Annotated in this window: 23 protein-coding genes; 12 read left to right on the forward strand and 11 right to left on the reverse strand. The window is 61.4% G+C overall.

Annotated features, from left to right (window positions below):
• Window positions 1–75: 75 nt before the first annotated feature.
• The 4 genes from C8264_RS17575 to C8264_RS17590 all read right to left on the reverse strand — a co-directional run bounded on the left by C8264_RS17575 (window position 76) and on the right by C8264_RS17590 (window position 5,090).
• A complete protein-coding gene (locus tag C8264_RS17575) occupies window positions 76–1,623 on the reverse strand; it encodes a tripartite tricarboxylate transporter permease (RefSeq protein WP_108462290.1) in 1,548 nt (515 codons plus the stop codon).
• 16 nt (window positions 1,624–1,639) lie between these two features.
• The gene (locus tag C8264_RS17580; RefSeq protein WP_108462291.1) at window positions 1,640–2,125 is read right to left on the reverse strand and encodes a tripartite tricarboxylate transporter TctB family protein; all 486 of its coding nucleotides are present in this window, start codon (window positions 2,123–2,125) and stop codon (window positions 1,640–1,642) included.
• Entirely contained in the window at window positions 2,122–3,066 is a 945-nt protein-coding gene (locus C8264_RS17585) for a Bug family tripartite tricarboxylate transporter substrate binding protein (protein ID WP_108462292.1), read from the reverse strand. Before C8264_RS17585 ends, C8264_RS17580 begins: the two co-directional genes overlap by 4 nt.
• Window positions 3,067–3,215: 149 nt before the next feature.
• Window positions 3,216–5,090 (reverse strand): putative bifunctional diguanylate cyclase/phosphodiesterase, encoded by a 1,875-nt coding sequence (locus C8264_RS17590; RefSeq protein WP_245893341.1) that lies wholly within the window; start codon window positions 5,088–5,090, stop codon window positions 3,216–3,218.
• 147 nt (window positions 5,091–5,237) lie between these two features.
• On the opposite strand from C8264_RS17590, the gene C8264_RS17595 reads away from it, so the two are divergent.
• Window positions 5,238–5,465, forward strand: coding sequence for a hypothetical protein (locus C8264_RS17595; protein ID WP_162783733.1), 228 nt, complete (start codon window positions 5,238–5,240; stop codon window positions 5,463–5,465).
• A gap of 460 nt (window positions 5,466–5,925) precedes the next feature.
• Here the strand turns inward: C8264_RS17595 and C8264_RS22265 are convergent, their stop codons facing one another.
• A complete protein-coding gene (locus C8264_RS22265; RefSeq protein WP_205245724.1) occupies window positions 5,926–6,240 on the reverse strand; it encodes a hypothetical protein in 315 nt (104 codons plus the stop codon).
• Here C8264_RS22265 and C8264_RS17600 point away from each other — a divergent pair.
• Genes C8264_RS17600 through C8264_RS17615 form a run of 4 tightly spaced genes read left to right on the forward strand, consistent with a single transcriptional unit; the run spans window position 6,224 to window position 15,223 of the window.
• Entirely contained in the window at window positions 6,224–11,320 is a 5,097-nt protein-coding gene (locus tag C8264_RS17600) for a DUF4082 domain-containing protein (RefSeq protein ID WP_108462294.1), read from the forward strand. The genes C8264_RS22265 and C8264_RS17600 overlap by 17 nt on opposite strands.
• Window positions 11,321–11,347: 27 nt before the next feature.
• Window positions 11,348–11,662, forward strand: coding sequence for a hypothetical protein (locus C8264_RS17605; protein WP_108462295.1), 315 nt, complete (start codon window positions 11,348–11,350; stop codon window positions 11,660–11,662).
• A 19-nt stretch (window positions 11,663–11,681) separates the two neighbouring features.
• Complete coding sequence (locus tag C8264_RS17610) at window positions 11,682–13,832, forward strand: peptidase domain-containing ABC transporter (RefSeq protein WP_108462296.1); 2,151 nt, start codon at window positions 11,682–11,684, stop codon at window positions 13,830–13,832.
• On the forward strand, window positions 13,829–15,223 hold the full coding sequence (locus C8264_RS17615; RefSeq protein ID WP_108462297.1) for an HlyD family type I secretion periplasmic adaptor subunit: 1,395 nt from the start codon (window positions 13,829–13,831) through the stop codon (window positions 15,221–15,223). The genes C8264_RS17610 and C8264_RS17615 overlap by 4 nt, the downstream gene beginning before the upstream one ends.
• Window positions 15,224–15,421: 198 nt before the next feature.
• On the opposite strand, the gene C8264_RS17620 is transcribed toward C8264_RS17615, so the two are convergent.
• Together C8264_RS17620 and C8264_RS22775 are read right to left on the reverse strand one after the other, a co-directional pair.
• A complete protein-coding gene (locus C8264_RS17620) occupies window positions 15,422–16,198 on the reverse strand; it encodes a metallophosphoesterase family protein (protein WP_108462298.1) in 777 nt (258 codons plus the stop codon).
• A gap of 12 nt (window positions 16,199–16,210) precedes the next feature.
• A complete protein-coding gene (locus C8264_RS22775) occupies window positions 16,211–16,336 on the reverse strand; it encodes a hypothetical protein (protein WP_281261464.1) in 126 nt (41 codons plus the stop codon).
• Between the two features lie 154 nt (window positions 16,337–16,490).
• On the opposite strand from C8264_RS22775, the gene C8264_RS17625 reads away from it, so the two are divergent.
• On the forward strand, window positions 16,491–18,272 hold the full coding sequence (locus C8264_RS17625) for a hypothetical protein (RefSeq protein WP_108462299.1): 1,782 nt from the start codon (window positions 16,491–16,493) through the stop codon (window positions 18,270–18,272).
• Window positions 18,273–18,397: 125 nt separating this feature from the next.
• On the opposite strand, the gene C8264_RS22965 is transcribed toward C8264_RS17625, so the two are convergent.
• Both C8264_RS22965 and C8264_RS17635 read right to left on the reverse strand, forming a co-directional pair.
• Window positions 18,398–18,961, reverse strand: a complete 564-nt coding sequence (locus C8264_RS22965) for an ROK family protein (RefSeq protein WP_108462300.1) — start codon at window positions 18,959–18,961, stop codon at window positions 18,398–18,400.
• Window positions 18,861–20,558: a methyl-accepting chemotaxis protein gene (locus C8264_RS17635; protein ID WP_245893346.1), complete on the reverse strand. Its 1,698-nt coding sequence runs from the start codon at window positions 20,556–20,558 to the stop codon at window positions 18,861–18,863. The genes C8264_RS22965 and C8264_RS17635 overlap by 101 nt, the downstream gene beginning before the upstream one ends.
• Window positions 20,559–21,780: 1,222 nt before the next feature.
• Here C8264_RS17635 and C8264_RS17645 point away from each other — a divergent pair.
• Window positions 21,781–22,095, forward strand: coding sequence for an I78 family peptidase inhibitor (locus C8264_RS17645; protein ID WP_108462302.1), 315 nt, complete (start codon window positions 21,781–21,783; stop codon window positions 22,093–22,095).
• 105 nt (window positions 22,096–22,200) lie between these two features.
• Here C8264_RS17645 and C8264_RS17650 read toward each other — a convergent pair whose 3' ends face one another.
• Window positions 22,201–22,656, reverse strand: coding sequence for a hypothetical protein (locus C8264_RS17650; RefSeq protein ID WP_108462303.1), 456 nt, complete (start codon window positions 22,654–22,656; stop codon window positions 22,201–22,203).
• Between the two features lie 129 nt (window positions 22,657–22,785).
• Window positions 22,786–23,112: a hypothetical protein gene (locus C8264_RS22275; RefSeq protein WP_162783736.1), complete on the reverse strand. Its 327-nt coding sequence runs from the start codon at window positions 23,110–23,112 to the stop codon at window positions 22,786–22,788.
• 101 nt (window positions 23,113–23,213) lie between these two features.
• Here C8264_RS22275 and C8264_RS17660 point away from each other — a divergent pair, with 101 nt between their 5' ends.
• The 5 genes from C8264_RS17660 (at window position 23,214) to C8264_RS17680 (ending at window position 26,333) form a co-directional block, all read left to right on the forward strand.
• Window positions 23,214–23,423, forward strand: coding sequence for a hypothetical protein (locus C8264_RS17660; protein WP_108462304.1), 210 nt, complete (start codon window positions 23,214–23,216; stop codon window positions 23,421–23,423).
• Window positions 23,424–23,772: 349 nt separating this feature from the next.
• A complete protein-coding gene (locus C8264_RS17665) occupies window positions 23,773–23,985 on the forward strand; it encodes a hypothetical protein (RefSeq protein ID WP_162783737.1) in 213 nt (70 codons plus the stop codon).
• A 355-nt stretch (window positions 23,986–24,340) separates the two neighbouring features.
• Window positions 24,341–24,538 carry a hypothetical protein gene (locus tag C8264_RS17670; protein WP_108462306.1) on the forward strand — a complete coding sequence of 66 codons (198 nt, stop codon included), beginning with the start codon at window positions 24,341–24,343 and terminating at the stop codon, window positions 24,536–24,538.
• Between the two features lie 324 nt (window positions 24,539–24,862).
• A complete protein-coding gene (locus tag C8264_RS17675) occupies window positions 24,863–25,570 on the forward strand; it encodes a diguanylate cyclase domain-containing protein (protein ID WP_162783738.1) in 708 nt (235 codons plus the stop codon).
• 487 nt (window positions 25,571–26,057) lie between these two features.
• Window positions 26,058–26,333, forward strand: coding sequence for a hypothetical protein (locus tag C8264_RS17680; protein WP_162783739.1), 276 nt, complete (start codon window positions 26,058–26,060; stop codon window positions 26,331–26,333).
• Window positions 26,334–26,726: the final 393 nt, after the last annotated feature.

The raw sequence follows: 26,726 nt of genomic DNA on the forward strand, positions 1-26,726 counted from the left end.
TAGCCCTCGGGTCGAGCCCGAGGGTGACGAGTGGTGGGTGGACTCGCCTTGAGAGTGAGTCCAACCCCGCGCCTATCAGTCTTCGTCGCTGGCCATCTGCTGGAGGAGTGCGCCTTTGCCGCGGAGGCGGAAGTAGAGGGGGACGAGGAGGGCTATGGCGGCGATGATGTAGAGGGTGATGGCGATGGGGGAGCTCACCAGCACCAGGGGGTCACCCTGGCTGATGGCGAGGGCGCGGCGAAGTTGCTGTTCGGACAGGGGCCCGAGGATCAGTCCGATGACGACCGGCGCAATGGGGTAGCCGAAGCGGCGCAGGATGAAGCCCAGGATGCCGAAGGCGAGCAGGATCAGCAGTTCGAACGAGAACGGGATGGGACCCAGCCGACCCGACATGGCGCCATTGGCACCGAGCGTGCCCAGGGTCGCGAAGGTCAGGATGCCGGCATAGAGCCAGGGTTTTGGGATGGTTAGCAGTTTCACCCATAGCCCGATCAGCGGCAGGTTGAGAACCAGCAGCATCAGATTGGCGACGAGCAGGCTGGCAACAAGCGACCAGACCAGCGGCGCGTTGTTGGTGAACAGGAGCGGGCCGGGCTGCAGGCCGAATTGCTGGAAGCCCGCAAGCATGATGGCGGCGGTCGCCGAAGTGGGAAGACCCAGCGTCAGGAGCGGCACCAGCGTGCCAGCGGCCGACGCATTGTTGGCAGCCTCGGGGCCGGCAACGCCTTCGATGGCGCCTTCGCCGAATTCTTCAGGATGCTTGGAGAGCTTGCGCTCTGCGGCATAGGAAAAGAACGTGCCGATTTCGGCGCCGCCGGCCGGCATGGCGCCGATGGGGAAACCGATAAAGGTGCCGCGCAGCCAAGCCGGCCAGGAACGTTTCCAATCCTGAGCCGTCATCCAGACGGAGCCCTTGACCGCCAGCACTTCTTCCTTGAGCGAGCTTGTGGACGAGGCGATGGCGAGCGTTTCGCCGATGGCGAACAGGGCGACGGCGAGCGTGGTAACTTCAATTCCATCGAGCAGGTCGGGAATACCGAAGGATAGGCGCGCCTGACCGGTTTGCAGGTCGATGCCGATGATACCAAGGCCAAGGCCAATAAAGAGCGCCGTGATGCCGCGCAGGGCACTGTCGCCGAACGCGGCGGAAACCGTTACAAAGGCCAGCACCATCAGCGCGAAATAATCGGCGGGTCCAAAGGCCAGGGCCGCCTTGACCACCCAGGGGGCGACAAACGCCAAGGCGAATGTGGCGATAAGACCGGCAATGAAGGAGCCGATGGCGGCGGTGGCCAGCGCCGGACCGCCCCTGCCCTTGCGGGCCATCTTGTTGCCCTCGAGGGCGGTTACGATGGATGCGCTTTCGCCGGGTGTGTTGAGCAGGATGGAGGTGGTGGATCCGCCATACATGCCGCCATAGTAGATGCCGGCGAACATGATGAGCGAGCCGGTCGGATCGAGCCGATAGGTCACGGGAAGCAGCAGCGCGACGGTGAGCGCGGGGCCGATGCCGGGCAGCACGCCCACGGCTGTACCCAAGGTGACGCCCAACAGCGCATAAAGCAGGTTTTGCACCTGGATAGCAGCTAGAAGGCCGTCTGCCAAAAGACCGAAGGTATCCATTACAAACGTCTTTCGATCAGGGGATGAGGCGTTCGAGTGGACCGGCCGGCAGGGAGAGCTGCAGCCCACGCGAGAAGATGAACCAGATGACGAAGGCCAGAACGAACCCGATGGGCAGGGTCATCCAGAGGGGTCCACGACCAAAGCCCTTGGCCACGAAGGCGAAGAGCACGGCGCTGCCGATGGAAAAACCGGCCCAGCCGATCAGCAGCATCTGGGCCAACAGCCCGCCGACGACCCATAGCACGGGGCGGTAATTGATTTTTTCACGGGCCGGAAAGCTGCCGCGGAATGCCGAAAAAGCCGTGCCGATGGACAGGACGATCAAGCCGACGGCGATGACATAAGGGAAGACCGTGGGGCCGACCTTGGCCTGAATGGGCGGTACGCGCATGAGCGAAGTCTGCCAGATGATGACGGCCGCAATGGCCGCCAGCACCAGCGCTATGACAAACGCCGCCCCATCGGGGCGGCGCGAGAGATTGGGTTCGCCGAGGCTCATTGCACGAGGCCAATGTCTTTCAGGATGGTCTCGGTGGCCGCGATGTCGCTGGCGAGCTGGGTTTCGAAGGCTTCGCCGGCGAGGTAGGTATCGACCCAGCCATTGGTTTCCAGCACCTGCTGCCAGGTGGCCGAGGTCACCAGCTTTTCGATATCGGCATTGATGGTGGCCTTCTGCTCATCAGTGAGGTCGGGAGCCGCTGCAACCATGCGCCAGTTTTCGACAACCAGATCAACGCCGCTTTCCGACAGGGTCGGAATTTCGGAGCCTTCGAGACGCTCTGCGCCGGTGGACGCCAGGGCGCGCAGGTCACCGGACTGGATCTGGGCGTCGAACTCGCCGAGGCCGGAGATGCCAACGGTCACCTGGCCGCCGAGCACGGCCGCAAGGGCTTCGCCGCCACCGGAATAGGCGATGTAGTTGACGGTGGTCGGATCGACACCGACGGTCTTGGCAAAGAGCCCTGCCGCGATGTGGTCGACGCCACCAGCCGAGCCACCGGCCCAGGAGACCGAACCCGGATCGGCCTTGAGCATGGCGACCAGATCGTCAACGGTCTGCAGTTCGGAATTGGCCGGAACCACGATCACGTCCGACTCGCCGGTGAGGCGGGCAATCGGGGTGACGTTGGCGAGCGAGACAGGCGAGCCATTGGTCAGGATGGCGCCAACCATGACGTAGCCACCGACGATCAAGGCGTTCGGGTTGCCGGTCGACTGATTGACGAACTGGGCGAGGCCAATAGTGCCGCCGGCGCCGGGTACGTTGGTGACCTGCACATTGCCCGAGATGCCTTCGGTCTGAAGCGCATTCTGCATGGCACGAGCGGTCTGGTCCCAGCCACCGCCGGGAGCGGCCGGAGCCATGATGGTGTAGTCTGCCGCAAAAGCGGGGATGGCCATTGCGCCAGTGATTGCCGCGGCCAGAAACAGCTTGTTCATAAGTCCTCCCATGTAACATTCGGAACGTTCTTGGCGTTCGTGATGGACACCATAGAAGGCGTCCCTGTCACCGTCCTGTCATCGCAAGCCGATCGGGCGGAGCCTTGTGCAACCGAGATTGCGCCAATCACCGGCCGATGGCAATGGCGCTAAGCGCTGCGGCGCGGCTGCACAGCGGCGGGGTCGCGCTTTTGAGCGAACAGCCGGAGCAGACCGGTGGTCTCTTCAAAGGAAGCCGGCCGGGAAAACAGGTAGCCCTGCCCCAGAGTGCATCCGAATGCGTCCAGCAGCGCGGCCTGGGCCGGGGTCTCGATGCCCTCGGCCACGACGCGCATATCGAGCTTGCGGGCGATGTCGATGATGGCGCCCACCAGCACATCGCCAGCCCGGTCATCGCCGAGGCGGTTCACGAAGGACCGGTCGATCTTGATGATGTCGACGGGGAAGCTCAGCAGATGGGTCAACGAGGCAAAGCCGGTGCCGAAATCATCGAGCGCCACCAGCAATCCGTGCTGGCGCAAGGCACCGACGGCCTTTGGCACCATCTGGTCGATGCCGCTCATATAGACGGCCTCGTTGACCTCGAGCACGACATGCTTGAGCGGCACGCCGGTGCGGGCGAAGGCGTCCACTATGCGTTGCTCAAGGTCGCCGCGCTGGAAATCACCGGTGGTGACGTTGATCCCTACGTGCTGGAAATCCATGCCCAGATCGAGCCAGGCACGAACGTCCCTGGCGACCTGGTCCAGCATCTGTCCGGTCATCTGATAGGCTATGCGCGGATCGGACAGGCCCGCGTGGAATTCACTGGCCTCGGCGATACGGCCATCGGGCATGCGCATGCGGGCCAGGGCTTCAACGCCGATGATCTCGGAGGTGTCCAGCCTGACGACGGGCTGGTAATAGGGCAGGATACGCCCTTCGAGCATGGCTTGGTCGAGGTTGCGCACCATCCGCACGCGTTCGAGCATGGATGTGCGCAGATCGGGCGAGAAACGGACATAGCCGCCGCGGCGCATTTCCTTGGCATGATAGAGTGCGAAGTCGGCATTCTGGCAGAGGGACGCCCCATCGGCACCGTCATCGCCAAAGAGAGCGCCGCCAACGGTGATATGGGGATCAAGGGTCTGGTCTCCTGCCTTGATCGGGCCACGTACGGCCGCGAGCATGGCGGTGGCGGCCTTGCCGAGATCCATGGCATCGCGGCAATCGGCAACCAGGACGGCGAATTCATCGCCGCCGAGCCGGCAGGCGGTGAGCCGCGGATCGCTGCCGGCAATGCGCTCGGCTATGGTGCGAATCAGCATGTCGCCAAAGCCATGGCCGACCGTGTCATTTACCGCCTTGAGGTGGTCGATATCCACCAGCAGCAAGCCAAAGCGCTCCTTGCGGGCGATGCTGGTGGCAAGCAGGCCATTGAAATGGCCGCGATTGGGCAGGCCCGTCAGCGCGTCGAAATAGGCGAGACGATGGTTGCGTTCGCGGACCTGATCGTTCTCGATGGCGATGGCGCAGAGATGGACGCAGGTTTGAACGATGCTGCGTTCCATGTCGTCCGGGGCGCGGCTGGTGCGATAGTAGAAGGCGAAGGTGGCGACGGGCTGCCCGTCCTGGTCAAGGATGGGGCTTGACCAGCAGGCCCGCAAGCCAAGTGGCTGTGTCAGATGGCGGAAATCCTCCCAGAGCGGATCGGTGTCGATGTCGCAGACGACGACCGGCTCGCGCCGGAAGGCCGCCGTACCACACGAGCCGGCCTTGGGGCCCATCTGCAAACGGTCGATGGCGCTGGAGTAAGATTGCGGCAGGCTGGGCGCCGCCAGGGGATGAAGCAATCCATCGGCATCCACGGTCAGGATGGAACAGATGACGCCGGGCGCCAGGGCTTCGGCGCGGCGGCATAGCAGATCCGCGACCGCCGCCAGACCTGTTCCGCAGGCAACAGCCTCCAGGACCTCGGTCTGTAAACGCAACAGGGCTCCGGTATCGCCAGCATTCATCTGCATCAGCCTCAGGTCAGGCTGCAAGAATAGCGCCGCTGGATGAAGGCTCGGTTCCGCGGATGGTTAAGGTTTTGTGAGCCGCGCTAACCGGTCGTTAGCGACGACTCAGGGACAGCGCTACAGCAACCAGAGCGTTTCGGGAGCGTTCCCAACCTTTGCATGGAGGATTTCATGACCAAGACCCCCTGCCCGATCACTGGCGATCCTGCCCAAATTCGTGCCAGGACAGCCGACTACACCGAATTTGATTGCTCCCGATGCGGCGTGTTCCGCATCAGCGACGCCGCGATGGCGCTGGCTGGAGACAATCCGGAGACGCTGGCGGAGGCTTTGGCCGTGGCGAGAAGTGCTGCTGGAGAGGGCGAGACGCCGATCATCGACAATGTGGTCAGCGGTTGAAAATGACCTTCTGTTGCCATCCACGACCCGCTGACCGGCGGCTACGGACAAGCCCCATAGCCCGCTGCGGCTAATCGTTTGGCTTATTCCGCGCCATAGGGGCTTGTGAGAGCGTTGTGACCTTCCGAACCGTGGGGGCGAAGGTGACACAACAAAGGGATAACGACCGCCGCCCGGGTTCGCCGCTCAATCACATCGCCCAGAGCGTACCGGTTTCAATGGTGCAGAAGTCCAGAAACCGGCTGAAGGACATCAGGAGCTACATCTCCCAAAATTCCGCACCCTGGACGCTTGCATCGGCTGCGGGCACCCCACAGTTCACCCCTTCCAACCGGCGTCCATGGCAAAGCCATGCACCAACGCGGCGCAGTTTTTTTGCGTTTGGTGCCGGTTCGCCAGTGTACGGCTTTTTGCCAGCCTATGTGCAGACCCACACTCCCGCACTGTCCCGGCCGGGTGATCAGACCGAAGCGCTCCATTCCGAACCAACGCCATCCAGCGGGCCGGTGCCGCCAGTTGCGAGTGCTCCGCTCGGGTGGCAAACAGCCGATGTTGAGGCTCCAGCAGCGGCGCCCGGTTCGGTGGAGGTTTCGCAGCCCCGGACGAGCCTGGAGACGGCGGCTGCAGCTAGCGAGCCTGCGCCTACTTCACAGGAGCAAGCGTCGCCGTATGTGTCGGCCAATGCGGGCTGGCGGGCAAGCTGGACTTCGGCTGCGGCGACAACGCCGTGCGGCAGTTGCACCGGACGGGCCTGCACGATGTGTTCGGTTCGCACCGGCGGCCCGGCGGCCAGCAATGGGCGGCCCACCGGCTATGCCAAGCGCGTGCTGATGTATTACGAGCCCACGGATGAGCCGGAGACTGTCGACGGCATTGGCGGAAAGGCTATTGCGCCGGCTGGGCAGACCGAGCAAGGGCTTGCGGGCCCGGCGCTTGCGGCTGCTGTCGCCCCGAACGCCATAGTGCTCGAGAACCAGAAGCAAGGCACGCCGGAAAGCGTCTGGATGATCGGCACGGCCGATGCCTCCATCGAGGGCTATGCCGCCCAGTTCACGCTCAATCACGGACAAACCGTCGACTTCAAGATCGATACGGATTCAAGGGACTACCGCATCGACATCTACCGGCTGGGCTATTACGGCGGCGACGGTGCGCGCCTGGTGCACTCCATCGACCGCGACCTTGCGGCCGCGCAGGTGCAGCCACTGCCGCTGTTCGATGCGGAAACCAAACTGGTCGATGCCGGCAACTGGTCCGTATCTGCGTCGTGGGCCATTCCGGCAGATGCAGTTTCGGGGGTGTATTTCGCCAAGCTGACCCGCTTTGACGGATCGGGCGGCGAGAACATGATCCCGTTCATCGTGCGCGACGATGAGGCGCCGAGCGACATCACCTTCCAGACGTCGGACACGACCTGGCAGGCCTATAACTGGTGGGGCGGCTACAATTTCTACGGCGGCATAGACAACGGCGGCCGTGCCGGCCGCGCCAGTGCCGTCAGCTATAATCGCCCGATCATCACGCGCGATGGCGGATTTGCCGCCGGGCCGCAGGATTATGTCTTTGGGGCCGAATATCCCGCCATCCGCTTTCTTGAGCAGAATGGCTATGACGTCAATTATATCTCGGGCATCGATACGGCGGCCAATGCTGCGCAATTGCTCAATGGCAAGATCTTCCTGTCGGTCGGCCATGACGAATATTGGTCCGGAGATCAACGCGACAATGTGGAGGCCGCGCGCGATGCCGGGGTCAACCTGTCGTTCTGGAGCGGCAACGAGGTTTATTGGGAAACTCGCTGGGAAGCCAGCATTGACGGGACGGGCACGCCCTACAAGACGCTGGTGTCCTACAAGGAGCGCTGGGACAACACCAATTCGGACACGGAGGGCACAACGTCGACCTGGCGCGATCCGACGTTTGGGTCCGGAGAGCCGGAAAATGCGCTGACCGGCACCATGTTCACGGTGGATTCCTACCGGCTCGATGCGATCGATGTGCCCTATGACATGTCCAATCTGCGGTTCTGGCGCAATACCGACGTGGCGGACCTCGACCCCGGCGAGGTCTTTACGCTGACGCAGAATCTGCTCGGCTATGAATGGGATTCCGACGTCGACAATGGTTTCCGTCCGGCAGGCCTGGTGCCGCTCTCCTCGACCACGGTGGACGTCAACACCCTGCTGCTCGATTACGGCAATGCGACCGGACCCGGCACCGCATCCCACAGCCTGACGCTGTACCGCGCGCCGAGCGGAGCGTTGGTGTTCGGCGCCGGTACTGTCTACTGGTCCTGGGGGCTGGATAGTCACCACGACAATGAGGCAACGCCCACCGACCCCAATGTGCAACAGGCGATGATCAACCTGTTTGCCGACATGGGGGTGCAGCCGACGACGCTGATGCAAAGCCTGGTTGTCGCGAACGAGAGCACGGACAATGTTGCGCCCACGAGCGTCATCACCTCACCAACAGCAACGGGGCCGCTGACCGCCGCCCAGACCTACACGGTAACGGGGACCGCCAGTGACACGGGAGGCGGCGCGGTTGCTGTTGTCGAAGTGTCCACCAATGGTGGCGCCTCCTGGCACCGCGCAACGGGACGCGCAAGCTGGACCTATTCCTGGACGCCGATCGTTGCCGGCAATTACACGATCCTGTCGCGCGCCGTTGATGACAGCATCAATCTCGAGGCGCCCAGTGCGGGGGTAACGATTACAGTGGACCCAGGCGGGTCCGGCAATCTATTTGGCCCGAACGACTTGCCCAGTGTGCCGCTTGATCCTGACGGGGCCAAAGTCAATGTCGGGGTGACTTTCTCTGCAGCGCAGTCCGGCAGCATCGTTGGGATTCGGTACTACAAGGGCGTTGGAAATTCGGGCGAGCATGTCGGCTCGCTCTGGACATCCACCGGCACCCTGCTGGCGCAAGCCACCTTCAAGAACGAGACACAGAGTGGCTGGCAGACCGTCATCTTCGATGCGCCGGTGTCCATCACTGCGGGCACCAGCTATGTCGCCAGCTATTTCACAAGCCAGGGCTATGCCGCATCTGCCAATTACTTTTCGACGCCCCACACCCGAGGGGCACTCACGGCGACAAACGGAGTTTACGCCTACGCCGACCAGAGTGCCTTTCCGAACGTAGCGTCGTCCGGGAGTAATTACTGGGTCGACGTCATCTATAGCGGCGTGCCGACCGCCAATGACGCGCCCGTCGGGAACAACGACAATGGGTTTCTGGTCGCCCAGGGTACCTCGATCACCTTTTCGGCAGCAACGCTGCTCGCCAACGATACTGATCCCAACAATGACGCGCTGACCATTATCGGGGCCGGTGCAGCGTCGGGCGGCTCAATTGCCTTCGATGCGCAGGCGCAAACGCTGACCTTCACGCCCAATGCCGGCTATATCGGCCCGGCGACCTTCGGCTATTCCATATCCGATGGGCGCGGCGGCACCGGTTCGGCGCTGGTCAATATGGAGGTCGTGACTTCGGTTTCGACGAGTTCGTTGTTCCAACAAGGGGACACGCCGGCAAACCTCACGACCGTCGATCCAAGCCGGGTCAATCTGGGGGTCCGGTTCGTCGCCTCCGCCGGCGGAATGGTCACCGGGATCCGATACTACAAGAGCGCCAACGATACCGGCACGCATACCGGCACGCTGTGGAGCAGCACCGGCACCTTGCTGGCCACCGGCACCTTCGTCAACGAGACCACCAGCGGCTGGCAGACGCTGCAGTTCAGCAATCCCGTCAGCATCACTGCGGGCACCAGCTATGTCGCCAGCTACCAGAGCAACGGCAATTACGCGACGACGCCGAACTATTTCACCACCGACCACGTCAGTGGCCTGTTGACCGCGCCGGCTGCAGGCAACGGGCTCTTCACCTATGGCGCCGCCAATGTGATGCCGACCAGCACCTATCAGAGCAGCAATTATTGGGTCGACGTGATCCTGAGCTCTACCGCTGCGGCGAATGGGATGCCTGTTGCCAATAATGACACCGGCTATTCGACAGCGACCAACACACAATTGACACTGGCAGCAGCCACGCTGCTGGCGAACGATAACGATCCTGACAGCGATCCGCTGTCGATCACCGGGGTAAGCGGTGCCGTCAATGGCACGGCAGTGTTCAACGCCCAATCCAACAGCGTCGTCTTTACGCCCAATGCGGGTTATTCCGGTGCGGCTTCGTTCAACTATGCCATTTCCGATGGCCGGGGCGGCACTGCCAGCGCCAGCGTGACGCTCAATGTCACCGCTGCGGCCAACCGCGCGCCGGTCGCGGCGGGTGACACGGGATATGGCACCCAGCAGGGCCAGGCCCTGCAGATTGCGGCCGCCAGCCTTCTGGCCAACGACACCGATCCCGATGGCGATGCGTTGACCATCACGGGAGTAACGGGAGCGACCAACGGCACTGTTGGCTTCAATTCGCAGACCAATGTCGTGACCTTTACGCCCAATGCCGGCTACACCGGCGCTGCCAATTTCAACTATTCCATCGCTGACGGGCGCGGTGGCGTTGCCTCAGCGGCCGTGTCGCTGAATGTCGTGGCGCCGCTTGCCGGCAGTACGCTATTTGCGGCGAACGCAACCCCGGCCACGGTGAGCGTCAATGATGCAAGCTCGGTCGAATTGGGCATGCGGTTCACGGTGGCCTCAAGCGGCTCGATAACCGGAATGCGCTTCTACAAGGGCCCGCAAAATACCGGCACCCATACCGGAACGCTGTGGACCAGCACGGGCGCCCAGCTCGGAACGGTCACCTTCCAGAACGAAAGCGCTTCGGGGTGGCAATCGGCAAGCTTCAGCAGCCCGATAGCGGTGACGGCGGGTACGAGCTACGTGGTTTCCTATCACACCAATAGCGGGTTCTATTCGGCAACGAGCGGCTATTTCAACTCGGCCACGACCAACGGGCAGCTCACGGCTCCGCCAAGCACGAGTGGCGGCGGCAACGGTCTGTTCGCCTATGGCTCCGGCTCGATCTTCCCGACCGGGACCTACCAGGCCACCAATTACTGGGTCGACGTCTATTACCAGCAGAGTGCGAACATTGCCCCGGTGGCGGCCAATGATGCTGGGCTGGGGACACAACGCGGCGTTCCACTGCAAATTGCGGCGGCAAGCCTGTTGGCCAATGACAGCGATGCCAATGGCGACAGCCTCGGCATCACCGGTGTCAGTGGCGCCAGCAACGGCACCGTGGCGTTCGATGCGCAGAACAACATCGTAACCTTTACGCCGACCGCCAACTACACCGGCAATGCAGGTTTCACCTACGCCATTTCGGATGGCCGCGGCGGAACGGCTTCCGCCAATGTCGCCCTGACGGTTTCCGCTCCGGCGCCCGGCGTTTCACTGTTTGCCCCCACGGCGACCCCAACCACCACGACGGTCAACGACCCCAATGGGGTTGAACTGGGCATGAAGTTTACCAGCAGCCAGGACGGCACGATTACGGGGATACGTTTCTACAAGGGGCCGCAGAATACCGGCACGCACACCGGCACGTTGTGGAGCGCCACCGGCACCAATCTGGGTACGCTGACCTTCCAGAACGAAACGGCGAGTGGCTGGCAGACGGCCTCGTTTGCCACCCCGATCTCCATCACGGCCGGCACCACCTATGTCGTTTCCTACCACAGCAACGGCAATTACTCCGCCTCCGGCAACGGCTTCGACCAGGCCATCGCCGCGGGTCCGCTGACGGCACCATCGAGCACTTCGAGCGGCGGGAACGGGCTCTATGCCTATGGCAGCTCGAGCGCCTTCCCGACCAACAGCTATAACGCCTCCAACTACTACGTCGACGTCGTCTTCAACGGACAGCTGGCGTCCTGAGCCAGCGGACACAGGAGATCTGGTATTATGCAAAGTGAACTCTACGCCGACGCAATCGGCGAAATTACCGTCACGGGCACGGTGGTGCGCATCGATATGGTAAGCCTTTCGGCAACGATGCGGGACGATATGGGGCAACCGGCCCCCGAACACCGCCAGCGCATCGTGATGTCGCTGGAAGGCTTCGCCAACAGCTTCGACGTGCTGCAAAAAGCCATGAATGGCCTGATCGAGGCTGGTGCCATTCGGCGCAATGAGCCGCCGGAATTTGCAGCGGCGATGGCTGCCGGCAAACCCAATGGCAAGGGTGTTCACCTCAACGCGTCACCGAACTTCGAATAACCCCTGGGGTTGAGCGGCCATGCAGGCGCAGATTCAAACGGGCCCGGAATGCCTTGCGGCTACGCTGCGCCACAATGGCCTTGTCGGAAATGCCGAGCGGCTGGTCGCGGACTATGCCATCGGCGACGAGGGGATCGGGTTCGACCTGATGTTGCGCATGGCGCGCGATGCCGGACTGCGCGCCCGTCGCACCAAGGTGGGCCGAGGCGCCCTGCTGCGGCTGGGCCAGGCCTTTCCGGCAATGGCACGGCTCGAAAACGGCAATTGGGTGACTGTGCTGGGCGCCGAAAAGGACGAGGCGGGCGCGGTGATCCTGCGCCTGTTCGATCCGCTGGCGCAGGCAATTGGTGGCCTGATCACGGTGCCGCTCGACCAGTTCGCCAAGCGCTGGCGCGGCGAATTGCTGCTGGCCAAACGCAGCTATGGCATCACGGACGCAGAGCAACCGTTTGGCTTCAAGTGGTTCGTGCCCGAAATCCTGCAGCAGGGCCGCCTGTTCATGGATGTCGCTGTCGCGGCGCTGTTTCTTTATGCGCTGGGGCTGGCGACCCCGATCTTTTTCCAGCTGGTGATCGACAAGGTTCTGGTGCACCAAAGCTATGCGACGCTGGTGGTACTGGCCGTCGGAGTGGGCGTTGCGCTGGCGTTCGAGGCGCTATTCGTGTTCCTGCGCCGCTACCTTTTGATCTATGCCACCAACCGCATCGACATCAGGGTCGCTACCCGCACGTTCCGGCACCTGCTCAACCTGCCGATCAACTTCTTCGAACAGGCGTCGGCTGGTGTCCTGGTCAAGCACATGCAGCAATCGAGCCGCATTCGCGAGTTCCTGACCGGCCGGCTGTTCCTCACCCTGCTCGATGCCCTGTCGCTGCTGGTCTTCGTGCCCGTGCTGGTGCTCTACAGCCCTACCCTGTCCATGGTCGTGCTCGGCTTCAGTGCCTTGATCGGGCTGATCGTGGCGCTGCTCATCGTGCCGTTCCGCAAACGGCTGGCAGCGCTTTATGCCGCCGAAGGGGAACGGCAGGGCCTTTTGGTCGAAACCATTCACGGCGTGCGCACGATCAAATCTCTTGCAATGGAGCCGTTGCAGCGGCGGGTCTGGGACGACCGCTCGGCGCAGACCATCAATACCCGGTTCAAGGTCGAGGTCATCTCCATCACGGCCCAGGCAATCACTGGCCTGCTGGAGAAACTGATGGCGGTGGCGATCATCGGCTTTGGCGCCTTGCAGGTGTTTGACGGCGCCATGACGGTGGGCGCGCTGATTGCCTTCAACATGCTCGCAAGCCGCGTATCGGGACCATTGGTGGCGATCGTCACCATGGTGCACGAATACCAGGAAGTGGCGCTCTCGGTCCGCATGCTGGGCGAGGTGATGAACCAGAAACCAGAGCGCTCCGGCCGCAGCGAAGGCTTGCGCCCCGAAATTACGGGTGGGGTGGATTTCGAGAATGTCGCATTCCGCTATCTGCAGGATGGAGCGTTCGCGCTTAACGACATCAGCTTTTCCATTCCCGGGGGCAGCATCATGGGCGTGGTTGGCCGCAGCGGGTCCGGCAAGAGCACGATGACGCGGCTCATCCAGGGGCTTTATCCTGTCCAGCAGGGTCTGATCCGCATCAGCGGGCACGATGTACGCGAGCTCGATCTGAACCATTTGCGTCGCAATGTCGGGGTGGTGCTGCAGGACAGTTTCCTGTTCCGCGGAACAGTGCGGGACAATATCGCGGCGGCCAAACCCGATGCCACGTTCGAGCGGATCGTGGAAGCTGCAAGGCTCGCGGGCGCCCTGGAGTTCATCGAGCTGCTGCCGCGCGGTTTCGATACAGTGATCGAGGAAGGCGCCGAGAACCTGTCGGGCGGGCAGCGCCAGCGACTGTCGATTGCCCGGGCACTGGTCACCGACCCCAAGATCCTGATCCTAGATGAGGCCACCAGCGCGCTTGATCCCGAAAGCGAAGCCATCGTCAAGAAGAGCATCAAGGGCATCGCCGCAGGCCGCACCGTGATCATCGTGTCGCATCGGCTGTCGATGCTGACCGACGCCGACTCAATCCTTGTGTTCGACCGGGGCCTGCTGGTCGACGTCGGTCCGCATGGGCAGCTGGTGTCGCGTTGCACCACCTATCGGCATCTCTGGAACCAGCAAACGAAGCTTGTCGGATGAGCGCGACCAGGAAAAAACCCAAACTTGTTCCACCCGAGAAGCCGGCGCATCTCAAGCTGGTACCGCCGGCCAAACAGGCAGCAATCGTGGATTTCCAGACCGATGCTATTGCGCTGGAGCAACGCCGCCCGCCGATAACCGCGCGCCTGACGCTTTACCTGGTGGCCGCAGCGATTGGCTGCGCGATCTATTGGGCCAGCGTGTCGCGCATCGACGAGATCGTCACCGCGCCAGGAAGGCTGACCACCAGCGAGCCCACCCTGGTGATCCAGCCGCTGGAAACATCGATCATCCGGGCCATGGAGGTGAAACCGGGCGACGTGGTGCGCAAGGGGCAGTTGCTGGCAAGGCTGGACCCCACCTTCACCTCTTCCGATGCTGGGCAATTGCAAGCCAAGCTTGCTGGTTTCCAGGCGCAGATCGCGCGGACGCGGGCGGAACTGGCAGGCGAGCTGTTCGTGCCTCCGGAAGGCGCATCGGCGGAAGCGATAATGCAGGGGCAATTGGCCCGGCAGCGCCAGGCTGCCTACGAGGCAAAGCTGGGTGATTTCGATGCGCAGATCGCCCATAGCCAGGCCATGATGGACGCGGCGACGGCGCAACAGACCGTGCTGGCCGAACGCATTGCGGGGCTGAAGGAAATCGAGACGATGCACGAAACGCTCGCCGACGCCGGCAACGGATCGCGCCTGTCGTTCTTGCAAAGCCGGGATCTTTCCCTCGACCTGCAGGTGAGCATGGCCCAGCTTGAGGGGCAATACGCGCAGGCGGGTCAACAGTTGAAGCAGATCAGGGCCGAACGGCAGAACTATATCGAGGATTATCGCCGGCTCGCGACCGAAGCGCTGGTTGACCTCGAGGAGAAAAACGCCGGCGCCAGCGAGGAATTGCGCAAAGTTGCCTTGCGGACTGCGATGGCGGAACTGGTTGCGCCAGCCGATGCGGCAGTGCTCGAGGTCGCGCAACGCTCAGTAGCTTCGGTCGTGCAGCCGGCCGAACCCCTGATCACGTTGGTGCCCCTCCATGTGCCGTTGGAGGTGGAAGTAACGGTGGCGGGCAATGACATCGGCCATCTGGCGGCGGGGGACCTGGCCCGCATCAAGTTCGATGCCTTCCCGTTCCAAAAACACGGGACGGTCACCGGGGAAGTGACCTCGATCAGCGAAAATTCCTTTGCCAAGCCTGCTGACGCCGACCCAGCCGGGGGCGCTGCGTTCTACAAGGTGGTCATCGCTCTGGGCGAGGAACAACTCCGGAACGTCTCACCGGATTTTCGGCTTCTGCCTGGCATGACGGTCTCGGCCGAGATCCACGCCGGCCAGCGCAGCGTCATTTCCTACTTCCTGTACCCGCTGATCCGCGGGCTTGATGAAAGCCTGCGGGAGCCGTGAGGATGAAAGATCGCGGCGGCTTTCCTGCTGTCGTTTGCCCCCGTTGTTCGCGCTTGCAGGGACGAACGGGCCGGGCTCAGGCCAACGGCTTGAGCGGACCCACGACCAACGCCGAGCTTGCACGTCAGCGGGTTGACCACGACCTGGTCTATATCGAAAGAGTTGAGCTGCTGGTCGGCTCTTGGCGTTCCGTCTTGTTTAATCGCCGGTTGTAAAAAAAGCCGGTGTTTCTCCCTCTATCAAGCGCACCGCGGTGAGACGGCCGGTGGCGAATGCGCAGGTGTCGATGCCGATGCGTCCCGGGGCAAGTTCGGGCTCGCTTGCTGGTGTGTGCCCGTGTACGACCAGCAGACCATCCGTGGGGGAAGCATTAAGAAACTCCCTACGGATCCAGACCAAATCGTTGGGGTTTTGCTGAGCGACGGGAATACTCCTTTTGATCCCCGCGTGCACGAAGACTGTCTGCCCGAGCTGTAGACTGAGAGCCAGACCTTCGAGGAAGCTCAGGTGATCCTGCGGTATGTGGCTCTGCAGCATAGTCTGTCGAGCTTTAGGCCGAGATGAGCGGTACAGCGCAACGTCAATCCCATAGGAGCGGATTGTCTCGACGCCCCCAAACTCAAGCCAAGTCTCGTCGCCAAGGCCCTTTATGGCGTTGAGCATAAGTTCTTCGTGGTTACCGCCCAAGAGCACACGCTCGAAGTCATGAGGCAATGGCCGCATGAGGTGTTCGATCACGCCCGCGGAGTCGGGCCCGCGATCAACATAGTCGCCCAGCGTGACAATCAGCTTCTCGCCGGCGATGGCTTCGCCATCTGTCGTGATGAGTTGCTCGAGCGCACGCAACTGATCTAGGCAGCCATGGACGTCGCCCACGGCGTAAACGGCGGCCGGCCAAGCAGGAAAACTTAGTTGGTTCCGGAAGGCACCGCGGGGCGCCTTGGGGCCGAAGAGCGATCGCAGGATTCTTATCATGATGTGGCTCGCTTAATCCGGAGCCGTCGGCATGCCCATGGCAAGCAGAGCGACAAACAGCATGGCATTGGCCTGAATTTCGAAGCTGAAATCAACCAGAGAATGCACAGCGGCAACGGTGGCAACACCGAAAAACAATGCAGCGGGAGCTCCGCCGGGCCGCGGCAGTCTTCCCGATACAGGAACATCCCATTCTGCCGCTCGCCGGTAAGCAATCGTTAATCCCGGATCGCAGACGCGTGAACTTTTCAGCAAAGTGTGGCGTTTGCCCCTCACTCACGAGGAGAGCACAATGCGGACGAAAAGCCACATATCCGCAGTTGCCTTGGCAGCTGCACTCATCACCACACCACAAATTTCCATGGCACAGGACCTCAGTGTTGATCTGGGTGGCGTGGGGGTAGATGCCGACGTTTCCATCGGAGGCGACAGTCTTGTGGATGTCGATGCCGGCGCTGAAGTCGGGGGCGAAAGCGGTCTAGGTGTTGACGCTGGTGTCAGCGTTGGAGGCTCGGAACCGGAGGACGGGCTGGTGGATGCCAATTTGGGTGTCGATTCTGGCGGGTCGGAGAACGATGGGAACTTGGTCGACGTCGACGCAAGCGTCGGCTCAGGGTCCGGATCAATCGGCAATGGTGATGCTGACCTGGTGGACGTCGATTTGGGAATAGGATCAGGGTCCAGCGGTGCTGGTGACACCGGCCCCAATGGCGGCACACTCATCGATCTTGACGCCAATATCGGCGCCACCGGCGGAGGCGACGTGCCGGCGACCGGCCCGTCTGGTGGCAACACCCTGATCACGGGCGACATTCGCATCGGCTCGATTGGCGATGACGATGCCCGCGCAGATGCCCTGCTCGGCCTGATTGCCAGCCCCAAGCTGGCCGACATCGATCTGGACGCCACAATAGACGACACGCGTGTGTCCATCGTTGTGGTCGCAGAGCTGTTGGGCGCAGAGGCGATGGCGAACATCGAGGCGGCAATTCAGTCGAGCGGTGACGGGCGGTCGGAGCTAATCGATGCGCTCTCCAACAGCGTCGAGTTGGCCTCGATCCTGGGCAAGGAGGGTATCGATCTTTCCGACGTGCTCGCGGTTCAGATCGTAGAGAACGGCGCTACCGAAGTGATCGTTCTGGATCGCACAGTCACCGTCGCGCTTGGGGGCGATGAGAGTGACCTGGCCAACCTCGGAATAGGTGACACGGCGGAGCTGGATGTGGACCTGCTGAGCGATGAGGAACTAGCGGCAGTTGACCTCGACCTCTTGCCGGATGACCAGCGGGCGGAGGTTCAACTTCGCCTGCTGAGTGATGGGCACGACCTCGCTGACATGCCAGTAGACGATCTGGCCAATATCGACCTGGATCTGCTCTCGGACGATCAGCTTGCTTCGCTGGATCTTGATGTACTTCCCGAGACGCTGCGTACCCCCATTCAACTGCGGCTGCTTGGTGATGAGGGCAATCTGGCAGATCTCAGTGTTGGCGATCTTGCGGAACTTGATGTGGGGCTGGCGCCTGGCGGCGGCGATTCGGATGACGGCGACACCGGTGGTGGCGGAGACGGCAACGGTAACGGCGGTGGCAATGGTGATGGCGATGGGGGTGACAATGACGGCGGCGCTGGCGAGGGCGGCGGTGGCGGCACCGGCACCGGAGGTGAGGATAACGGAGGGGCGAATGGCGGCGCGAACGGCAACGCGGGCGGCGGCTCCGATGATGCTGCCGATACGGTCACCGATACAGCCGCATCATCCTCGGCTCAGGCCGAAGGTCGCTTCGGCATTGCTTCGCTAGGCTGCGGTATCGGTGTGTTGGCTCTGGCCAATGGCCGTGATGCCACGCCCCAGGCAATCGTTTCCGCCGAAAGCCTGGAGTTGGTGCGGATCGATGGTTGCGAGCGCAGCCTTGTCGATGCAGAGATCGATTCCATACGGTCTGCCATCGACACGAACGCTGCGATTTCCAACGTATTGGAGCAGGCCAGCATCCCGCTCGATCAGGTGATCGGCGCAACTATCCAGGGCGGTACACTTACCCTCTTCATCGATCCGTCCGATGTGATGTAAGCGGAACGGAGACCCTCATGGCTCCGGCTCAAGTGCCGGGGCCAAATTCTAAAAAGCGAATCTCGTTTCAGGTGACGTCGGTAGCGGCCAGCAGTGCTCCAATGAGGGCCACTGTCATCAACGGGTTACGCAGGCACGATCTGAGGCTGGAAGAGCGAAGGCTCCAGGCCCAAATGGCTTATCACCCGGGGCAGATAGCCCGCGGCGAACCCAATACTGCCGCCCACGGCAAGCCGATCAAGACCAAGAATTGCCGTCAGGTCCGCAATCAGGCCTGCTACTGCGGCAGCGGAGCGGTCGATAACCGGCTCGAAACTGCCATGGTCGAATACGGCACGTGCATCTGGCAGTCCGGCGGCCTCGGCGATCGCACGACCACCGGCCACGCTTTCGACAGTGCCGTGCCGGTCTGACCCGCAGAGTGAACTTCCGAGCCGCGAGGATGAAAAGCTGACATGACCGGCCAATCCGTTCAGGCTGTCGACCAACCGGCCATCCAGAACCAGGCTGAGGCATGCGTGTGGTGCCTCACCCTCGATCCGAGGCGGTTCTCCGGACTGACAATCGCCGCATGTCGGTTTTTCCGCCTCAGCCTGTTTTCCGTTGCACCGGTGCAAAACTGCCGCCATTGCGCATCGCCGGTCCCGCTCGCAGGGCCGCTGCCGCCTCGCTTGTCGAGGCGCCACCATCTAGCTTGAACACATCGACAATGTTGTCGAGCTCGGAGGCCTGGGCTTCGGTTTGCTCGATGGCCGCGTTGGTCTGTTCCACAAGGGCCGCGTTGTGCTGAGTCATCTCGTCCATTTGCCTGACGGCAACCGTCACTTCGCCAAGCGCTGCGGACTGTTCCCGATTGGCTTGGGCAATCAACTCGATGAGACCCGAACTCTCCTCCGCGCCGGCCAGAATGTCCTGCAAGGTTTCCGCGGCTTGCCCCACCAGTTGGGAGCCAATCTTGACTTCGCTGGCGCTGGCCTCGATCAGCGCCTTGACCTCACTGGATGCTTGCGCTGCCGATTGAGCCAGGCGCCGAACTTCAACGGCTACAACGGCGAACCCCTTGCCGGCGTCCCCTGCTCGCGCGGCCTCGACTGAGGCGTTCAACGCCAGCAGATTGGTTTGAAAGGCAATATCATCGATCAAGCCGATGATATTGGAAATCTTGCCTGAACTGGTCTCGATCGCGGCCATCGCAGCGTTGGCGTTGTTCATGACGATACCGCCCTGGCTGGCATTGCTCGAAACTCCGCGCGCTTTCTGGCTGGCGGTAGTCGCTCGATCGGCATTCTCGACAACGGCCGCGGAAAGCTGCTCGATGGAGGCCAATGTCTGTTCGATGGTCGCTGCCTGCCGTGTTGTGCGCTCGGAAAGATCGTTGGCGCCGGAAAGAATTTCGCTAGTGGCTGTTCGCAGCGAACGGGAGGTCTGTTGCAAGCCGCGGATGATGTCGAGCAGACGGGTCAACGACTGGTTGAACGCCAATCGAAGCTCTTCGTATTGCCCGGTGAACTGGGTATCGATCCGGCCGCTGAGATCGCCTTCTGCCATCTTAGCCAAACTGGCAGTGAGTTGGGCAATGATGCCTTCGGCGCGCTTCCGCTCGGTGATGTCCGTCGCAAATTTAACGATCTTGACGGGGTGGCCTTTCGCATCAAGAACGGGATTGTAGGAGGCCGCAATCCAGACCTCCTTGCCACCTTTTCCGAACCGCTGGAATTCGGCGGCAATGTATTCCCCGGCGCGTAGCCGATCCCAAAACTTGGCATAGTCGGCAGTCTGCGTGTAGGCAGGATCGCAGAAGGTGCGGTGATGCTTACCGACGATTTCTTCGGACCGATATCCCAGCGTCTTGAGAAAATTCTCGTTGGCGCCGAGCACGCTGCCCGCGAGATCGAATTCGATCACCGCCTGGGCGCGACCGATGGCGGCGATCTGCGCTTCATGATCGGCGGCCCGGTTCTTCTGTTCGGTGATGTCGGTGGCGAATTTGATCACCTTGACGGGCTTGCCAGCCTTGTTGAACACCGGATTGTAGCTGGCCTGAGTCCAGATTTCCCGTCCATTCTTGGCAATACGGCTAAAGGCGGCCGACTGGAACTTTCCGGCGGCCAGATCAGCCCAGAATTGCTGATACTCTGCGGATCGGGCATAGCCGGGATCGACAAACATGCTGTGGTGCTTGCCGGCAATCTCGGCAAGTTCGTAGCCAAGCGTTTCGAGAAAGTTCTGGTTTGCCGTCAGAATTGTTCCCTCGAGAGTGAACTCGATCACCGCCTGACTGCGCATTATTGCATCCACCGTGGCCCGATCGTCGTTGTTCGAAGTTCTGCCCAGGAATGCACGCATCATAAACGGCCTTTCTAGCCCATGCTCTCGCTGGCCCATCTGGCCCGGCCGAGTGGTAAAATGAAGTGGGAAATTACTGCTGTTGTTCGCCGTGACGCTGCACTGCAAGCGACTTTGACCTGGCTGCAAGCGGGCCACTGCGGGCATTCAGTTCTGCAAATACGCCACGTTAAAAAACTGAGCATTGCCGACCATTTAGCGATCACGACGGCTCCCTGCCGCCGTGTTCATTTCGCGTCCAAGGGCAGAGTGAACGGAGTCGGTAAATCTCCGCTTAAAATGAAGCGGCCGACGGGGCAGCATGCAAGAGGTGAGAGCGATAGGTCCAGGAGTTCGGCGGATTCTGGTTGGTTCTGGACTAGAATGTGCCGCTGCCATGAGCACGCTGGCTTGCCAACGCTTCCCTGGTGTATCGAACGCTCATCTTTCGATCCGCACCAGTATGATCAGGTGAGATGATACGGCGCTGCGTGATTAGTGCCGTTATCGATCATTTGCCCAAATAGCGCTCAACTCAGCAGGCCTGGCGACCACCCTTCTGCCGACCCTGCAAAGGCAGGGCCACGATTTCCGGTGCTCGTTGGCTGACCCAGTTCGAAGCTTGCCATTTCAAGGTTTCCCATTCCTGAGTCCGCCCCAGGATCCGGGCTATAACAAAACGCCTGAGCAAATCGCCACCGGCTCATCGCGCCAGCCGCGCCCTGACCTATGGACCAATGGCCAAGTCAAGGCTCTGAGCATCATGGCTGTTGAGCAAGTGCGGCGAAGGGCGTGACCGACACATAGAGCTTGCAGCCCGTCCTGGCCTCTTTCCACCTCCCTCAGGCCACCGGGCGCCGCCGTTGGAAACCATGTTTTCAGTATCACCTATAATGCAGCACCGGATCGTGTGAGGTATGCAGCACACTCCTGGCGCGCCGCCGGGAGGTGAACCAGGCCACTCGGTCAGATGCACATCCCTCGTGAGAAACGTCTACTGCCCTTCCTCGTCAAAATCGCACTGATGGGCGTCGCGGCTACAATCCTGTTCTTGCCGAAATTAGAGCGCGAGCCGCCGGCGTCGCCAAGGCCCGTCGACCTCCTTGCCCTGGTACAATCCAACAGCTTTCCTTTGACCATGAACGCATCGGATACCCTGGTTGTCACACGCTAGGAGCAGCCGATGACACTTCACTTCCTTCCGTTCGTAGCGGGCGGCCTGGCATTTGCAATCTCCGGATGCACCAACGCTGTCCCGCCCGCGGCTCAACTGCCTCCCCCTACCGATTGCGGAGCGTCTCTACTTCAGGACAAGCTCGGCGAACCGGTCGCTGGCAGTTCCGCAGCCGATGCAAGTGTCGGCGGGGTTCCGGTCAGGTCCAAAGGCGACATACGGGTGATTGCCCCCGGCCAGGCTGTGATTGAGAACTACAGCGAGCCCCGCCTGAACCTCGAGATCGACGGCTCCGGCAATCTGGTGCGCGCAAGCTGCGGTTGAGGCAGCCTCGATCAGGCTGTCCCGCACCTGGCCCAGGTCGATTTTCCCGTCCGCCGCGGATCGACAAACATCTGGAATCGGCTCAGCCTGAAAGTCGGCACCGGCTCAACCAGCGAAGTACAGGCCGAACGGCAACAGCAAAAAGACGAACCAGGCGACCAGCATGATGATGGGGGCCCGGATCGCGAAATGCCGACCCTGGTGCTGCCTGCGCGCCACCGCCTGGCGCGCGTTTTCGTCCACGGCAAGGGTGTAGGGGGCATAGTCGGCGGACGAGCTCACAAGCGCGGCCTCACGCTCGCGCCAGTGTTCTATGGCCTGCAATGCCGCCTTCAGGCTTGGGCGTGCTTCAAACACCAAGGCCGCCCCCAGCACTGCAAGGAAGGGCGGCAGGATCAGGATGAACAGGGTACGGAAATCGCCGTAACCGCTGCTCAGCGTCGAGGCGTAGGCAATTACCAGGAACGACTGGGAAGCCATCAGGGCGTTCAGCCGGTCATTGAGCAATCCGATCTTCGCCCGGATCTCGGCACGAATATAACTGAGTTGATCAGTTTCCATCTCGTTTCGACCATCAAGCTGGCTGGCCTGCAGGCACGAAACACTCCGGGCCGTGGTCCGTTCCGGTAAGCGAGGTACCATTCCCAGCTTTTGAACCGTTCTGCCGCAGCAGCTGCAAGTTGATTCTTCTCACACCCTTTTTCTCGCAATGTTCTCTTTCGGTGCGGTGGGAACATCCGAGGCAGGAGCGATCAGGTGTGGAAGCGTCCAATATCGACGGGCCAGGCGCCAGAACGGAAGCTGAAGACGCTGGTGGTGTTGATGGGCTTCGTTCGCGATGACGAGGGCGACCTGCAGCCCGCATTCGAGCCGCGACGGGTCGTATCCGAGGACAAGGCGGAGATGGAGGCCAGCCGGATGGCGGCGCTCGGAACCTATGCCGGCGTCATCACCCGGTCGCGCACAGCCAGTCTGATCAATGGCGAGTTCGGTGAACCAGTGGTATTGTTCCAGCACGCGAGCCGCCGATGCCGGGCTTGCACTCCCCAATGTGCTTGCGTGGGCTTGCTGCGGCTGCATCGTGTAATTGAGCCATCGAGACCGCTCCATGTTCCTTTATGAACAAAGAACTGGATCCTGAGACCGCCGAGGAACTCCACGAATTGTATGCCGAGCTGCATCTGACATGCGGCAGAGCGGCCGCGGCACTGCGGCTGAGCGGCAACTGGGATGCGCCGATGGATGAAATGTTGGAGCGCTACCATCAGGAAGAAGCCCGCGCCGAAGCGATTTGGCAGCGCATCAACAAGCTGCGGTCCGGGGCATGAGCAAAGTCGAGTGACCAAATTCAAGGTTCACCTACCTTCCACTGAAGCCTTTTCCCGTTCAGGCCCTGGCGCTCACCGGCCACCCCGGAACGACTAGAGTCGGCGGGTATCTGGACGTGGCGCCTCGGTTCGCCTGAAAATTGGCCAGACTGCGAAGCGTCTGGCAGGCAAGCTGCAAGACCCGTCCTCAATATAGCGACGCGACGACAGCGTGTGGCCAACCCCGCCTTCAACCACGGGCCTCAACCTTTTGGGCGCTTGCGCTTGGCGATGGTGCATGACACTAGGAATCGTACTGCAGATTGGGGCGTCTGCGTCGTGCGTTGTGCAACCCGTCAGAGACGAATTTATGAGCCCGAATTATCTGATCGGCATTTTCCATTGGCGGGATCACGCGGGCGATCTGGATGACGGGCAGGCGACCGCAAGCCTTAGAACTCTACTATTTGGCTGTGAAAGGTGGATAGAGGACAATCCTGCGGCGCTAGATACAGCCAATGGCCGCCGCCTCTTGATGATCAAGCGCGAGTTGGAGGAATATATAGGGCGCCAAAAGAAATAGCCGCCCTATGCCGGGGCCTTGTTCGACAAAGCCGTTCGGATAGTAGCACTCAACACCGGCACACTGTTCTGCGCGCGTCTGCCCAACCAGCAGCTTCCGTGCGGAACGTCCATGAAGGCGACACAGTAAACCATCCTGCCGATCCCGGGACTAAGCGACCGGGGGCGTGATGCAGTGCGTCAGTAACGCTTGGGGCGGCAGGTCGAACCTTCCCACCCGCGACATTCTTGCGCCTCCCGGCAAGCGCGCCGGGGATTAAGCCGAGGTCCGGAACTATCGGCCAAAGCCCGAGCAGCGCCGCGTTAGAAGATTGTTCAATGAGCTAGATCATGGTGCCGGCAACAACGGAGCATTCATGACAAGCTATAAGTTTACCCTGCATTCTGGTCAGGCCTTCACCGGAGAAGACAAGCGCGATCTACGGCAGCTTTCCGAGGATCTTTGCTCAGCGGGTTTCGTCGTGGTGCAGCGAACCGCTTCCGGTTACTCGACAGTGCCGAAGCCTATCGCCCTGCTCGAGCGTGCGGTTGCTAGCGTCGAACCGGCTGATTGACCTTGAGCTCCGCAGGTTTGTGCATATGAGCCATTAGTGTGATGTTGAGAAAAAGTCACATTCCCTATCCTCTATTCGGATAGTGGAACGTCTGCGCTGGTCCTGCCTTTGGTCTTGGAAAGCCAAAGGGAAGAAACGCCATGCTGACCCTATGACGCTCGCCGGCTTTGCGCTTCTCGGCGCAATCGGAGCTATCGGCATTATTGCGACAACGATAGTGGAAGGCGCTTCGGATCGACCAAGGAAAGTGAAGTAGACGGTAAGCAACAACCTGCACAGTTGACTCTCTCCGACCTCTGTTCTCCGAATACGCTCGTGGTGCTGATGGCACTGGTCGCGATGACCAGGGCGCGCTGCGGCCGGCGTTCGAAGGACACGGCACTGCCTTTGGCTGTCATGGGACGGCTGGGGGGTGACGAGTTCGCCCTTGTTCTGAATATCGCTGATGGGGAGCCCAGGGCTGCGGCCAAAGCCATGCTGCACGCCATCCGGCAAATTGGTCCCACCAGCGCCTCTGGCTCCAGACTGGGTGCCAGCATCGGGCTCGCTGTTGTCGATGGCTCCGGCACGACGCCCGCCGATGTTCTGGCGCGGGCCGATGATGCCTGTTACGCCGCCAAATCCATGGGGCGAAATTGCTGGCAGTTTGAAGCCGAGCAGCCGTCCGGCTCGGGGATGACTGCGGCGCAGCTGGTGGCTGATCTGGCTACAGGAATGGGCGAGGGGCGCCTCGTCCTGTTCGGCCAAGAAATCCGTGTGCTGGATCGGCCTGATCAGGCCGCGGGAAGGATCGAGGTTCTGGTCAGGTTGAGATCCCGCGACGGCAGGCTCGTTTCCCCTGCGGAATTCATCCCGGCTGCCGAACGCTTTGGCATGGCAGCGGCCCTGGACCGCCATGTCATTCGCACCGCGTTGCGCAGCTTTGGACAGCTGCTAAGCGCGCGGACAGACATGTCCCTCAGCCATTCCAGAAAACCACCAAGCTACCGGGCCGACCGCGATCATGAGACGCTGAAAAATTGCGCGGCCTGATTGACGCTGAGTCTCACCTTGTTTGTCGCCGCGCAGATGTGCCAAACAATCGCCAGAGTCTTCATCAAGCTGGGTAGAAATGGGTGCAACGTCACCGGACGTAGCTTATCAAAGCGCCATAGTGGAATGCGATGGTGCGGTATATCCTGCCCCGGCTGCGGGTCTATGGCACAGCTGCATATAGTTTTGCAGAGCAGAGGCGCCTTGATTCAGATTCACAAGTATTCAGTCGAAGCGGATTGGAGGCGCCCATATTGGCCAAGCGCAATCGGACCAAATATGGTGAGATGTGGGGCGCTCGCGGTCCAGAGGCACCGGTGTCACCATGAATGCCAAGGAGATATCTATGCCGTCGGAACAATGCCAGTGTGCTAACTGCGCGATGCGAACTCCCAAGGAGATTTGCGCTGCGTTTCGGCGATGGCCTGGACTCCAAAAGCATACGGTATGGCTGTGTGGGATTTGTTATGGGGATTACAGGCAATTTGTGACGCAGAAGGTGCGGGACCGGAATGCGCTTGCGGCTTTTCTAGCCGTGGCAAGTGCGATTTCAATGATCGGAATAGGCGCCTGGCAGCATTTTTTAGGGCATGGCATCTCGTTGCTGGCACTCGCTCCATTGGCATTGCCGGTGCTGGCATACGGGTGGAGGGATGATCTCGGAGGGTTTTTGCGCGCAAACAAGAACATGCTGGCCGCATCAAAACTAAGCGGCGGGGTGAACAAGGAGGGGTACGGCCTCTCGGGAGAGCATAAGTTCTGAGCTAGACAGAAGAATGCCTTGGCGCAAGTGTGCTTGAGGGGCAGCGATCCCCACGGGGGGCCCTGAGGCCGTTCGGTATATCCGGTTCTCCAGAGCTGTTTTCCAGCATCAAGAAGGCGTTGGTCATGGCATCGGCAGGAGCGTAGTCCCGATCGGCTTGATTGGGCGCTGTTTGTTTGAACCGCTCTGGTTGCAAAAGACGGTGCATCCACATATGGAGCGCTCGAGACCGCCGATGAGATCGCGAGCCATGGAGCTGGTGCAACATCGTTGGGAGTATAGCGCCGGGATGTTGCCTGCAAGGAAACCCCTGGCTCTTTGGCAGTCCCTGGTACATTGCAAATCTGTGACCAGCCTGAGCCGCAGCTGGCCATAGGTGGGGGTGAGGCAATA

It is taken from the genome of Devosia naphthalenivorans, from assembly GCF_003056355.1.
Classification (GTDB): Bacteria; Pseudomonadota; Alphaproteobacteria; order Rhizobiales; family Devosiaceae; genus Devosia; species Devosia naphthalenivorans.